This window comes from Blattabacterium sp. (Cryptocercus punctulatus) str. Cpu (assembly GCF_000236405.1).
GTDB lineage: Bacteria > Bacteroidota > Bacteroidia > Flavobacteriales > Blattabacteriaceae > Blattabacterium > Blattabacterium punctulatus.
In genome coordinates, this window is the sequence record NC_016621.1 from 43,462 (window position 1) to 56,421 (window position 12,960).

Annotated in this window: 10 protein-coding genes and 1 tRNA gene; 5 read left to right on the plus strand and 6 right to left on the minus strand. The window is 22.3% G+C overall.

The window, feature by feature from the left end; genetic code table 11:
* Nucleotides 1-5: 5 nt before the first annotated feature.
* Nucleotides 6-1,469 carry a glycine--tRNA ligase gene (locus BLBCPU_RS00230; RefSeq protein WP_014246002.1) on the plus strand — a complete coding sequence of 488 codons (1,464 nt, stop codon included), beginning with the start codon at nt 6-8 and terminating at the stop codon, nt 1,467-1,469.
* 12 nt (nt 1,470-1,481) lie between these two features.
* Here the strand turns inward: BLBCPU_RS00230 and pheT are convergent, their stop codons facing one another.
* The 3 genes from pheT to BLBCPU_RS00245 all read right to left on the minus strand — a co-directional run bounded on the left by pheT (nt 1,482) and on the right by BLBCPU_RS00245 (nt 4,799).
* Nucleotides 1,482-3,560 (minus strand): phenylalanine--tRNA ligase subunit beta, encoded by a 2,079-nt coding sequence (gene pheT / locus BLBCPU_RS00235; RefSeq protein ID WP_014246003.1) that lies wholly within the window; start codon nt 3,558-3,560, stop codon nt 1,482-1,484.
* Nucleotides 3,557-4,699 (minus strand): DNA polymerase III subunit beta, encoded by a 1,143-nt coding sequence (gene dnaN / locus BLBCPU_RS00240; protein ID WP_014246004.1) that lies wholly within the window; start codon nt 4,697-4,699, stop codon nt 3,557-3,559. Before dnaN ends, pheT begins: the two co-directional genes overlap by 4 nt.
* Nucleotides 4,700-4,725: 26 nt before the next feature.
* Nucleotides 4,726-4,799, minus strand: a tRNA-Met gene (locus BLBCPU_RS00245).
* A 106-nt stretch (nt 4,800-4,905) separates the two neighbouring features.
* Here BLBCPU_RS00245 and pdxH point away from each other — a divergent pair.
* Nucleotides 4,906-5,571: a pyridoxamine 5'-phosphate oxidase gene (pdxH, locus tag BLBCPU_RS00250; RefSeq protein ID WP_014246005.1), complete on the plus strand. Its 666-nt coding sequence runs from the start codon at nt 4,906-4,908 to the stop codon at nt 5,569-5,571.
* A gap of 47 nt (nt 5,572-5,618) precedes the next feature.
* Here pdxH and BLBCPU_RS00255 read toward each other — a convergent pair whose 3' ends face one another.
* Both BLBCPU_RS00255 and fmt read right to left on the minus strand, forming a co-directional pair.
* On the minus strand, nt 5,619-5,885 hold the full coding sequence (locus BLBCPU_RS00255) for an HU family DNA-binding protein (protein WP_014246006.1): 267 nt from the start codon (nt 5,883-5,885) through the stop codon (nt 5,619-5,621).
* Nucleotides 5,886-5,988: 103 nt separating this feature from the next.
* Complete coding sequence (gene fmt / locus BLBCPU_RS00260; protein WP_014246007.1) at nt 5,989-6,948, minus strand: methionyl-tRNA formyltransferase; 960 nt, start codon at nt 6,946-6,948, stop codon at nt 5,989-5,991.
* A gap of 159 nt (nt 6,949-7,107) precedes the next feature.
* Between fmt and BLBCPU_RS00265 the strand changes: the two genes are divergently transcribed.
* From BLBCPU_RS00265 to BLBCPU_RS00275, 3 genes are all read left to right on the plus strand, one after another.
* Nucleotides 7,108-7,341, plus strand: a complete 234-nt coding sequence (locus tag BLBCPU_RS00265) for a DUF2795 domain-containing protein (protein WP_014246008.1) — start codon at nt 7,108-7,110, stop codon at nt 7,339-7,341.
* A 29-nt stretch (nt 7,342-7,370) separates the two neighbouring features.
* The gene (secA, locus tag BLBCPU_RS00270; RefSeq protein ID WP_014246009.1) at nt 7,371-10,655 is read left to right on the plus strand and encodes a preprotein translocase subunit SecA; all 3,285 of its coding nucleotides are present in this window, start codon (nt 7,371-7,373) and stop codon (nt 10,653-10,655) included.
* 83 nt (nt 10,656-10,738) lie between these two features.
* Nucleotides 10,739-11,275 (plus strand): vancomycin high temperature exclusion protein, encoded by a 537-nt coding sequence (locus tag BLBCPU_RS00275; RefSeq protein WP_014246010.1) that lies wholly within the window; start codon nt 10,739-10,741, stop codon nt 11,273-11,275.
* On the opposite strand, the gene menD is transcribed toward BLBCPU_RS00275, so the two are convergent.
* Entirely contained in the window at nt 11,267-12,949 is a 1,683-nt protein-coding gene (gene menD / locus BLBCPU_RS00280; RefSeq protein WP_014246011.1) for a 2-succinyl-5-enolpyruvyl-6-hydroxy-3-cyclohexene-1-carboxylic-acid synthase, read from the minus strand. The two genes, BLBCPU_RS00275 and menD, sit on opposite strands and share 9 nt — an antisense overlap.
* Between the last annotated feature and the right edge of the window lie 11 nt (nt 12,950-12,960).

Sequence of the window (12,960 nt, forward strand, 5' to 3'; positions counted from 1 at the left end):
TATGCATGAAAGAAAATTATCATTTTTTCCATTTTTTAATTTCCCATGCCAAAAATTATGGTTTTGTTTTTCCATCTAGTGAAATTTATGGAGGGGTACATGCTATTTATGATTATGGACAATATGGAATAGAATTAAAAAATAATATTAAAGAATATTGGTGGAAGTCGATGACTCAACTTCATGAAAATATAGTTGGTATAGATACTTCTATACTTATGCATTCTGATATTTGGAAAGCTTCTGGACATATTGAAAAATTTAATGATTTTTTAATTGACAATAAGGATTCTAAAAAAAGATATTGCCCTGAGATATTAATTAGAGAATATGTTAATTTAATGAATAATAAAAATAAAGGTCATTTAGTAAATATTCCTAAAGAAAAAATATTATTTCGAATGTATCAATCCTTAAAAAAAAAGGATTTATTAGATATTAGGGTTTTAATTGATGAATTAAATATACCTGATCCAATATGTGGATCTCATAATTGGACAAATATTCGTTTATTTAATATGATGTTTAAAATTGAAGAAGAAAAAGGAAATTTATTATATCTTCGTCCGGAGACTGCACAGGGTATATTTTCTAATTTTTTAAATATAAAAAATTCTAGTAGAATGAAAATTCCTTTTGGAATTGCTCAAATAGGGAAATCATTTCGTAATGAAATTATTGCTAGAAAATTTATTTTTCGTATGCGTGAATTTGAACAAATGGAAATGCAATTTTTTATTCTTCCTGAAGACGAAATGAAATGGTATGAATATTGGAAAAAAAATAGGTTAAAATGGCATTTAGAATTAAATTTAGGAAATAAAAAATATCAAATACGTGATCATGAACAACTTGCACATTATGCTAGTATCGGATCAGATATAGAATTTAATTTTCCTTTTGGATTTAAAGAAATAGAAGGTATACATTCTAGAAGAGATTTTGATTTAAAACAACATGAGGAATTTTCAAAAAAAAAATTAAGAGTTTTTGGAAAAAAAAAGATGATTGGAAATTATATTCCTTATGTAATAGAAACATCCCTAGGTTTAGATCGTCTTTTTTTAGCTATATTTTATTCTTCTCTTAAAAAAGAAAAATTAGAAAATGGAAATGAACGGATTGTATTAAAATTTCCCCCTTATTTATCTCCTATAAAAGCAGCTGTATTTCCATTAGTTTTAAAAGATGGATTACCAGAAATTGCAAAACGAATATTTAATAATCTTAAAATGGATTATCAACTAGTTTATGATCAAAAAAAATCTATTGGAAAACTTTATCGAAGACAAGATGCTATTGGAACTCCTCTTTGTTTTACTATAGATTATGATACTATAAAAACAAATACAGTAACTATGAGAGATCGAGATTCTATGAAACAAAAAAGAATTTATATAAAAGATATTTCTAAAATTATAGAATATAAAACTGGAATACGAAAAATTTTAAAAAAATTATCAATATAATATATTAATAAATTAAAATATTCCTCTAATTTTTGCTCCTAATTTATTTTTTAAAAATTTTTCTATTTTTTTCATTAAATTATTAATAATAATATCGGTTAATGTTTTATTTTTACTTTCAAAAAAAAAACTTATAGTATAAGATTTTTTTGATTTTGGTATATTTTTTCCTTCATATAAATCACATATTTCTATTTTTTTAATTAAATTTTTTTCCATTGTTTTTATTAATTGATAAACTTTTTCGAATGGAATTTTTTTATCAATTAATAATGATAAGTCTCTTTTTGCAGTAGGATATTTAGAATATGGAATAAAAATTATTTTTTTTTCTTGAACAAGAGAAATTAAATATTCCAAATCAATTTCTGCATAAAATATTTCTATATTTTTAGATATATTTTTTTGAATTTTTCCTAATTCTACAAGATTTTTATTTTTATATTTAATAGATATATTTTCTTTAAAAATAGGATTAATAGTAGTTTCTTGAGTATAATAGTTAATTCCAATTCTTTGAAAAATTTGTTCTATAATTCCTTTTAAATAAAAAAATCCATAATTTTTATTTTCTATTATTTTTCTATTATTTTTTTCTATTTTTGATATAGCAATACTAAGACAGGTTTTTTCTAAAAATTGATGATTTTTTCTATAATAAATTTTTCCAATTTCAAAAAATTTTATATTGTTACTTCCTCTATTATAATTATATTTTATACTATCTATTATTCCAAATAATAGAGTTGAACGCATTGAATTATAATATTTATTTATAGGGTTAATAATATTAATTAATTCTCTATCAAAAAAAGAATTTAATAAAGAAAATACTGAATTTTGATTTCTCATAGGAGAATTTATAATTTCTTGAAATCCATAATTTACTAACTGATTAAAAATAATTTTTTGTATTTTTTCTTTTGTTTTATAACAAAAATTAGGAATTGAATATATTTTTATTTTACTGGATTTTTTTATTTGGTTTATTCCATAAATACGTAATATTTCTTCTATTAAATCTATTTCTCTTTGTACATCTATTCGATAAGGTGGAACAAGAACTAATAATGATTTTTCATTTTCTAAAAGAATTACAATTTCAAGTAATGATAAAATTTTTTTGATTTTTTTTTTACAGATATTTTTTCCAATAATATCCCTAATTTTTTTATAACGAAGTTGTATTTTTAATGGAAAAATTGGATTTGGATAAAGATCTACTATATCAGAACTTATTTGACATTTTATAATTTCTTTAAGAAGAGATACCATTCTTTGTAATGCATATACGGTTTGATTAGGATCTATACCTTTCTCAAATAGAAATCTATCATCGGTTTTTATTATATGTTTTATTCCAATAGAACGAATGTAAATAGGGTTAAAATATGCACTTCCTAAAAAAATATTTTTTGTTTTTATACTAATATTTGAATTATAACTATTTATAATTCCAGCTATAGATAAAGGATTTTTTGTATCAGATATAATTAAATCTTTTTTATCTAATTCTTTTGTAAAATTATCTTCAGATTTAAAATAAGTATTATTTTTTGCATTTTTTATAATTATTTTTTCTCCTTTTATTTGGTCAATATCAAAAACATGTATAGGTTGACCTAATTCATGCATCACAAAATTTTTTATATCTATTACATTATTAATAGATTTTATTCCTATTGATTTTAATTGATCATTTAACCAATCTGGAGATGAATCTATTTTTATTTTAGAAAGAGCTATTCCAGAATATCTTCTACATTTTTTTTCTTCTTCAATCAATATTTTAAAACAATATTTGTTGAGATCTTTTTTGTAATTATTTATTATAGGTTTTGATAAAATAGGTTTATATCCACGATAACTTAAAATTGCATATAAATCTCGAGCAATTCCATAATGACTCATAGCATCGGAACGATTAGGTGGAAGATCTATATCTAGAATAGTATCTTCACTATTATTTTTTGTAGTAATTTTACTTATATTTTTTACCGATAATCCAATATCGGTTAATATATTCGATATTTTTTTCGAATTAAGATTAACGGAAATATATTTTTTAAGCCAATTATATGATATTCTCATATTATTATAGACATAATTAATATTAGAATTGATTCTTTTTTTTTTATATTAGAATATGGTCTAATAATACCGGTTTTATTTGAATTACACAATTCAAAACTAATAAAATCTTCATTAAATGAAGATAATGCTTCTATTAAAAACTTAGAATTAAACCCCATTTTAATATATCCACCTTGATACTTTTCATAAATAGATTTACATTGTATTTTTGAATAATTGGAAATAATAGGATCTTCTTCATAAATTTTTAATTTATTATTTTTTAAATAAAATCGAATAAAACTGATTTTTTTTTTAGAAAAAATAGAAATTCTTTTAATAGAATTTAGAAATAATATACGATTAATAATGAATGATATATCTTTATTTTTAGGAATTACAGAGTTAAAATCTGGATATTTTTCATTAATTAATCTACATAAAAAAAGTTTTATTTTAAAATTAAATTTAATTATATCAATTTTTTTATATTCAATATAAACAATACTTTTTTCGTGTTCTTCATTTAAAATATTTTGAAGTATCTGAAGAGATTTTTTATGTATAGTAAATTTAATGGAATAATTTAATCTAATATTATATATGGTATATTTTACTAATTTATAAGTATCCGTAGCTACAAAAGTAGCTCCATATGGAGAAAAATGAAAAAAAACTCCATTTATAATGGGATTGAAATCTTTATTTGCAACAGCAAATAAAGTTTTTTTTAAAATTTTCAAAAGTATTTTTGAATATAGAAAAATTTTTTTCTTTTTTTTTATTACTAAAAAAGTATTTAAATAGTTATTTATAGATTTAATTTCATTAGAGATACTAGGGATTGGGTAACTACCTTGTTTAGAATAAATATTAAGTATATTTTTTTCTTTTTTTATTAGAAGAAAAGGCTCTTCAGGAAGGGTATTTAAAATATCTATCATTAATTTTGGATAAATAGCTATTTTTTCTTTTGATTTTTTTTTTACACATACTTTTATTTCTGTAGTAATAATGTTATTTTCTGAATCTGAAATTATAATGATCAATTTTTCTCCGAAAAGTTCAAAAAGAAAATATTCTGAATTATTTTTTATAATTTTATGTAAAACATATAATTTTTGTAAAAGAGAAAAACTAGAAACAAAAAAATGCATGTTATATTTTTTTTAAAACAGAATAATAGCGTGAGGGGGAATTGAACCCCCGACCTCTGGGATATGAATCCAACGCTCTAACCGTCTGAGCTATCACGCTTTATGTTTTTATAAATATAGAAAAAATTATAAATTTTATAAAAGAAATCTACAAAATATTAAAGTTAATCTATTTTTAGATTATAAAATAATACATTTTTAATATTATGACTTTTGATTTAAGTGATTATAGAAAAATTTATAAAAAAAATAATTTAATAGAATCTGATGTTCCATCGGATCCTTTAAAATTATTTCATAATTGGTTTCAAGAAGAAAAAAATATTCATAAAATACATAAAAAAATAAATGAAGAAACTAATGCTATGTCAATTTCAACTATAGGACAAGATGGAGTTCCTGAAACTAGAATTGTTTTGTTAAAGATGTATTCTCAAAAAGGTTTTATTTTTTATACAAATTATTATAGCTTAAAAGGAAGATCTATTCAAAAAAATCCAAAAGCATGTATTTCTTTTTATTGGCCAAATACAGAAAGACAAATTATTATTCAAGGAGATATTCTAAAATTATCAAAAAATGAATCGGATGAATATTTTTATAAAAGACCAAAAAAAAATCAAATAGGATGTTGGGCTTCTAAACAAAGTGTAATTATACCATCTAAAGAATATTTATTGATTCAATATCAAAAATGGACTCATTTTTTTAAAATACACATGATAAAACGTCCTTTTTATTGGGGTGGATATATCGTAAAACCTTATAAAATAGAATTTTGGCAAGGACAACCTAATAGACTTCATGATAGGTTAATTTATTATAATCTAGAAAAAAAAAATAAATGGAAATTATATCGTTTATCTCCATAACAAAGAAGATAAGGTGATTTTCTCACTTTATCTTCATGAAAAAAAAACTACAAATTTGTTAGTTCGGCACCTATTTTGAATTTAGCAACCTTTTTTCCTGGAATAAAAATTTTTTTTCCTGTTCTAGGATTAATTCCATTTCTTGGATTCCTTTCTATAACAGAAAAGGTTCCAAATCCAACTAAAGTAACTTTATCTCCTTTTTTTAGGGATTCAATTACGGTTTCAATAAATGCATCTGTAATATTTTTCGCTTTTATTTTTGTAATCCCGGTTTTTTCAGCTATTGAATTCACCAATTCTGTTTTGTTCATTATACAATTAATTTAATTTTAATTAACTATAAAACAACATTTTTATAATTAATGATAGCAAATATAATGGATAAATATGTATGACTGAGTAAAAATTTTTTTTTTATCGAACAAAAATATTTTTTCTTATTTTTATTCCATTAATTAAATTTTTTATATTCATTTTTTTTTTGCCTTCTATTTGTCCTTCAATAATAGAAATAAATCCTTCTTTTACCGAAATTTTCATTTCAGATTCTGAAAAAAATACAAATCCAATTGGAAAAAAATGTATTTTTTTTATTTTTTTAACAATGAAAATTTTAAATCTAAAAAATTTTTGTTCATTAAAAAATAAAAATGTCCATGCTGTAGGATAAGGACTTAGTCCCCGAATTTTATTATAAATAACTTCAATAGAAGTTTCTTTCCAAAAAATTCTACAATTTATAGGATATATTTTTGGAGCATATTTTAATGGTAAATAAGGAATATATTTTTGAATTTTAGGTTTTATTTTTTTTTGAAGAATACCTTCTAGAGTTTTTATAATTATAGATCCACTAATTTTTTTTAATTTATTTTCAAGTGTTCCAGCAGTTTCTTCCTTTTTTATTTCTATTTCTTTTTGTAAAAGAATTTTCCCAGAATCAACTTGATCATTTACAATAAAAGTAGTTAATCCAGTTTTATTTTCTCCATTAATAATTGCCCAATTAATAGGAGCAGCTCCTCTATATTGTGGGAGTAAAGAAGCATGTAGATTAAAGGTCACCATTTTTGGATTTCCCCAAACTTCTTTAGGTAAAATTTTAAATGAAACTATAATTTGTATATCTGCTTTCCATATTTTTAAATTTTTTAAAAAAGAAGAATCTAGAAGATTTTTTGGTTGTAAAATAGGAATATGATTTTCTAATGCATATTTTTTGACAGATTTATTATTTATTTTTTTTTTATTGAAAATAGAATCAGGATTTGTAATTATTCCTACAATATTATATTGTCTAATATAAAGTTCTTTTAAAGAAAAAAGAGAAAAAGGAGTAGAACCTATAAATACAATTCTAGGAAACTTTTTCATATATGAATAATATTAAACTATTTTATTTGTAATTTAAATTCACTAATTTTATTATCTTGTAATAAAAAAATAGTTCATTGATTTTTGAAAATCAAACCTAAACAATAATTTATCCGATTTTCAAATATAATTCAAATAAATATCAATAGGTAATAAAATATGTATTGGACTTTAGAATTAGCTTCTCATTTAGAAGATGCTCCTTGGCCAGCATCAAAGGATGAATTAATCGATTTTGCTATTCGAACAGGTGCTCCATTAGAAGTTGTAGAAAATCTTCAACAGTTAGAAAATGGAGAAGGAGAAATTTTTGAATCTATAGAAGATATATGGGCAGATTATCCAAGAGATGACGAAGATTTTTATTGGAATAGAGACGAATATGAACTTTAACTGAAAAATACGTTTAATTATTATAATTGATGAGTCTTTTTAGAAATATATTAAAAAAATTATTAGGAAATAAAAATGAAAAGGATCTTCAAAAAGTTAAAACCTTTTTGATTCATATTAAGGAAGAAGAAAAAAAAATATTATCGTTATCTGATGATGAATTAAGAAATAAAACTCAAGAATTTAAAAATATTATAAAATTATCTACGAAAAAATTTTATGAAAAAAAAGAATCTTTTATAAAAAAAGTAGAAAAAAAATATTGTAACATACTTAATTTAGAAAAAGTAAAATTAAATAAAGAAAAAATTAAGGAAGAGTGTTATAAAGTAGAACAAAAAGTATTAATGAATCTTTTATCAAAAGCTTTTGCTGTTATTAAAGAAACTGCTAAACGTTTTAAAGAAAAAAAACAACTTATAGTAAAATTAACGGATTTTGATGAAAAGTTATCAAAAGTTAAACCTTATGTTGTATTAAGCAATAATATGGCAATTTGGAAAAATAAATGGGATGCCTGTGGAAAATCTGTAATCTGGGATATGGTCCATTATGATGTTCAATTAATGGGTGGAATTGTCCTTCATCAAGGAAAAATTGCCGAGATGGCTACTGGAGAAGGAAAAACTTTTGTAGCTACTTTATCCGCTTATTTAAATGCTCTTTCTGGAAGAGGTGTGCATATTGTAACAGTTAATAATTATTTATCTAAAAGGGATACAAATTGGATGGCACCTTTAATGGAATTTCACGGATTAAGAGTAGAGTGTATTGATGATTATCCATCTTCTAATATTTATATGCGTAAAAAAGCTTATAAAGCAGATATTACTTATGGTACCAATAATGAATTTGGATTTGATTATTTACGTGATAATATGGTTTCTTCTAAAGAGGATTTGGTACAAAGAGAATTAAATTACGCTATTATAGACGAAATTGATTCCGTTTTAATAGATGAGGCACGGACTCCTTTAGTTATTTCAGGTCCAGTTGATTCTCATAATGATAATAAAGAGGAATTTAAATTATTAAAAAATAAAGTAGAAGATCTTGTAAAAAATCAAAATTTAGAAATTAAAAATTTTTTTTATGAATCTAAAAATTTAATTAAATCTGGAAATAAAAAATTAGGAGGATTTAAACTTTTTCAAGTATATCGAGGTTTACCCAAAAAAAAATCCTTAATTAAATTTTTAAGTGAAGATAAGAATCGCTTACTTTTACAAAAAGTAGAAAATTATTATTTACAAGATAACGGAAGAGAGATGTATAAAGTAGATAAAGATCTTTATTTTGTTATAGATGAAAAAAATAATACTGTAGAATTAACGGATAAGGGAATTGAATTTTTATCTAAAAATGTAAAAGATATAAGATTTTTTGTATTACCTGATATTAATTTAGAAATTACTGAATTAGAAAAAAAATTTTTTTCTAAAGAAAAAGAAATAAAAGAAAAAGAAAAACTTTTAAATAATTTTACAGTTAAATTACAACGTATACATACAATAAATCAACTTCTTAAGGCATATACTTTATTTGAAAGAGATATAGATTATGTAGTCTTAGAAGGAAAAGTAAAAATAGTGGATGAACAAACTGGTCGGATAATGGAAGGAAGACGTTATTCAGATGGAATTCATCAAGCAATTGAAGCAAAAGAAAATGTAAAAATTGAATCTTCTAGTCAAACTTTTGCAACTATTACTTTACAAAATTATTTTAGAATGTATAAAAAAATATCTGGAATGACTGGTACAGCGGAAACAGAATCCGGAGAATTTTTTCACATTTATAAATTAGATGTTATAGTTATTCCTACACATAGAAAAATCCAAAGAATGGATTTACAAGATTTTGTTTTTAAAACAAAACGTGAAAAATATAATGCGATTATAGAAAAAATTATTTATTTATCTAAATATGAAAAACGTCCTGTTCTTGTTGGAACAACTTCCGTTGAAGTATCTGAATTTATTAGTAGAGCTTTAAAATTTAGAAAAATTAAACATAATGTTTTAAATGCAAAATTACATGATAAAGAAGCAGAAATTATAGAAAAAGCAGGTCTACCTGGATCTGTAACTATAGCGACTAATATGGCCGGTAGAGGAACAGATATAAAACTTTCAAAAGAAGTTGTAAAATATGGTGGACTTTATGTTTTAGGAACTGAAAGACATGATTCTAGAAGAGTAGATAATCAATTAAGGGGGCGTGCTGGCCGTCAAGGAGATCCAGGAAACTCTCAATTTTATGTATCTCTAGAGGATAATTTAATTCGTTTATTTATAGATTCAGAAAGATTATCTAAATTAATGGATCGTTTTGGCCATAAAGAAGGGGATATTATCCAACATTCTTTGTTAACGAAATCTATAGAAAGAGCACAAAAAAAAATAGAAGATAATAATTTTAGTATTCGAAAACGTTTGTTAGATTATGATGATGTTATTAATAAACAACGAGAGTTTATTTATAAAAAGCGTAAGAATGCTTTATGTGGAAAAGATCTTAGTTTAGATATTTCTAATATGATATATGTTTTATTGGATATTATGATACTAGTTAATAAATCCTTAAATGATTTTAAAAATTTAGAATACGAATTTTTTCAAATTTTTGGAATTAACTTTCCTATACCAGAAAATGAATTCTTTTTATATAAAGAACGAGATTGTATCAATAAAATACATAATCTAATTATAAATTTTTATGAAAAAAAAAAAGAAAAAAGAATTTATCAAGAAATTTATCCTATTATATCCAATATTTTTGAAAAAAATCATATAGATTGTCAAATTCAGATAACGTTTACAGATGGTATTACTAACATTAGCTCTGAATATAGTTTAAAAGAAAGTTATAAAGATCGAGGTTTATCATTACTATCTATATTTGAAAAAAAAACTATATTGTGTTTTCTAGATGAAAAATGGAAAGAACATTTACGGGAAATGGATAATTTACGATATTCGGTACAAAATGCTATTTTTGAACAAAAAGATCCTTTGATAGTTTATAAACAAAATGCTTTTAATTTATTTCAAGAAAGGGTTTATGAAATTAATAGAAAAATTATTTCTTTTTTTATTAAATCTACTATCATGAAAGGTAATATTTTATGTATTCCAAAAAATAATAGGATAATAGATTTTTTTTTAAAAGGAAAAAATAATCAAAAATTAGGAAGAAATAATCGAATTATTATCCGTCATTTAGTTACAGGAAAAACCAAAAATATAAAATTTAAACAGGTAGATTTTTTTTTGAAAAAAGGAGATTGGATCATAGAAGAGGATTTTTTTTAGTTAGAAACTTCCGGTTATGTTAATTAGAAATAAAACGTATATTTTTTATTATAATTTTATTTATAGTTTTTTTTTATTTTGGGATGAGTTTATATTCCATAAAAAAAAAGTATGATAATATTGATGAAATTCCATATAATACATTTGGTGTTGTTTTAGGAACTTCTAAATATTTACATGGTGGGGGGATAAATGCTTATTTTAAATATAGAATAGATGCAGCTTATTTTCTTTTTTATCATAAAAAAATTCGTTACATTATCGTTAGTGGAGATAATAGAGAAAAAAATTATAATGAACCAAAAATGATGAAAAAAGAATTAATTAAAAAAGGAATTCCCGATTATTTTATATATGAAGATTTTTTTGGAATTAGTACTATACATTCTGTATTAAGAGTTTATAAAATTTTTAATCAAAAAAAATTTACCATTATTTCTCAAAAATTTCATAATGAAAGAGCCATCTTTATTGGAAATTGTTTAGGATTAGATATTATAGGTTTTAATGCAAAAAATATTTCTTTTGATTGGAAAATACAGATTAGGGAAATTTTCGCTAGAATTAAAGTTATATGGGATATATTTTTATTTTTTTTTAAAACAAAAAAATTAAGATAAATAGGATAAATATTTTTTTAATATTTCTGCATTATTAGATTTTTGAGTATTAATTTCTAAAAGAAATGGTTTATCCGATTTATTCCAAAAAACATACAAATTATTTTTTAAAGAAAGTTTATCGGATACTATTTCATATTTCCAATTATGCATTTCACAAATTTTTTTTGCAGTTAAAAAATGTTTTGTTTCAAAAAAATTAAAAATTTTTTTAGAAATTTTTTTTTCTGATAAAAATCTGAAAATATTCCCTCCTCCATTATTTATAAGGATAATACGGAAATTATTTGGAGTATAATTGTTCCATAAAGCATTACTATCATAAAAAAAACTGATATCACCAATAATTAAAGTTACTATTTTTTTACTTTTTACAGCATAACCTATAGCAGTAGAAACACAACCATCTATTCCTGACGTACCTCTATTACAATAAGATTGTACAGAATATTTTTTTTTATCAAAAAGTTGATAATAGCGTATTATAGTACTGTTTCCTAATTGTAAAATGGAATATTTAGGAATGGATTTAAATATAAAAAATAAAACTTTAAGATCTGAAAAACTTTTTTCTTTTTTTAAAAAAAAATTATTTTTTTTTATTCTTTTTTTTCTCAATATTTCCCATTTATATCTATAATCAGAGGATTGTAAATTATTTCCATGAAATATTTTGAAAAAAAATTCAGGTTTTATTGACCAAAAATTCGTTAGACTATAATAAGTATCTGGGTAATTTTTTATATTTTCTCCTATATGCCAATGATATAAAGGTGGAAATTTTCGTAAAAAAAATTTTATTTTTTTAGATATAATATTTCCACCAATAGTTAATAAAATATTAGGTTTTAAATTAATCCATTCTTGAGTTTTTATACTAAAAATAAGTTGGTCTATACATGAAAAAAATAATTTTCCGTATACATGAGATGTAGTTTCGGTAAAAATAACTATAGAAGGATCTATACTTAATTTTTTTAAAATTTTTTCCAATTTTTTTTCTGAATGATATAATCCTAATAAAATCATTTTTTTTTTAGATTTTTTCCATATAAATTCTTCTTTTTTATAATATTTAGATTTTTCAATATAATTTATTACAGGTAAAGTTTTTATAATTTTAGGTTTTACTTGCAAAAAATTTGTAGTCTCATAAAGAGGTTCTGAAAAAGGGATATTAATATGTATAGGTTTTTTTTTAAAAATGCATTTATTAATAGATTCATTGATTAATCTATCATTATACCATAATCCTAATTTAGATTCTTCTTCGGTTAATTGAATAGATGATTCAACATGATTTTTAAAAATATTTTCTTGATCAATAGATTGGCCTTCAAGAATATCTATAATTTTTTTTGGTCTATCTGCAGTAATAAAAATAAGTGGAATATTTTGATAAAATGCTTCCGTCACTGCAGGATAATAGTTTACTACGGAAGAACCAGAAGTACAACTAAGAACTACAGGTTTTTTTATTTTTTGTGCTATTCCCAAAGCAAAAAATCCAGCACAACGCTCGTCAACAATGCTATAAGTTTTGAAGGAATCATGCTGGGTAAAATGGATAATTATTGGAGCATTTCTAGAACCTGGAGATATTATTATATGAAATATTGATTTTGATATCAATATTTCACCTAAACTTTGTACTATCTTTTTATTTGAATACATTTTAAAAAAAA

What these genes read in the sequence shown, in the direction of transcription:
- dnaN (WP_014246004.1), bottom strand. Translation starts at nt 4,699, where the DNA reads ATGCATTTTTTTGTTTCTAGTTTTTCTCTTTTACAAAAATTATATGTT.
- BLBCPU_RS00230 (WP_014246002.1), top strand. Translation starts at nt 6, where the DNA reads ATGAAAGAAAATTATCATTTTTTCCATTTTTTAATTTCCCATGCCAAA.
- fmt (WP_014246007.1), bottom strand. Translation starts at nt 6,948, where the DNA reads ATGAAAAAGTTTCCTAGAATTGTATTTATAGGTTCTACTCCTTTTTCT.
- secA (WP_014246009.1), top strand. Translation starts at nt 7,371, where the DNA reads ATGAGTCTTTTTAGAAATATATTAAAAAAATTATTAGGAAATAAAAAT.
- BLBCPU_RS00275 (WP_014246010.1), top strand. Translation starts at nt 10,739, where the DNA reads ATGAGTTTATATTCCATAAAAAAAAAGTATGATAATATTGATGAAATT.
- BLBCPU_RS00265 (WP_014246008.1), top strand. Translation starts at nt 7,108, where the DNA reads ATGTATTGGACTTTAGAATTAGCTTCTCATTTAGAAGATGCTCCTTGG.
- pdxH (WP_014246005.1), top strand. Translation starts at nt 4,906, where the DNA reads ATGACTTTTGATTTAAGTGATTATAGAAAAATTTATAAAAAAAATAAT.
- menD (WP_014246011.1), bottom strand. Translation starts at nt 12,949, where the DNA reads ATGTATTCAAATAAAAAGATAGTACAAAGTTTAGGTGAAATATTGATA.
- pheT (WP_014246003.1), bottom strand. Translation starts at nt 3,560, where the DNA reads ATGAGAATATCATATAATTGGCTTAAAAAATATATTTCCGTTAATCTT.
- BLBCPU_RS00255 (WP_014246006.1), bottom strand. Translation starts at nt 5,885, where the DNA reads ATGAACAAAACAGAATTGGTGAATTCAATAGCTGAAAAAACCGGGATT.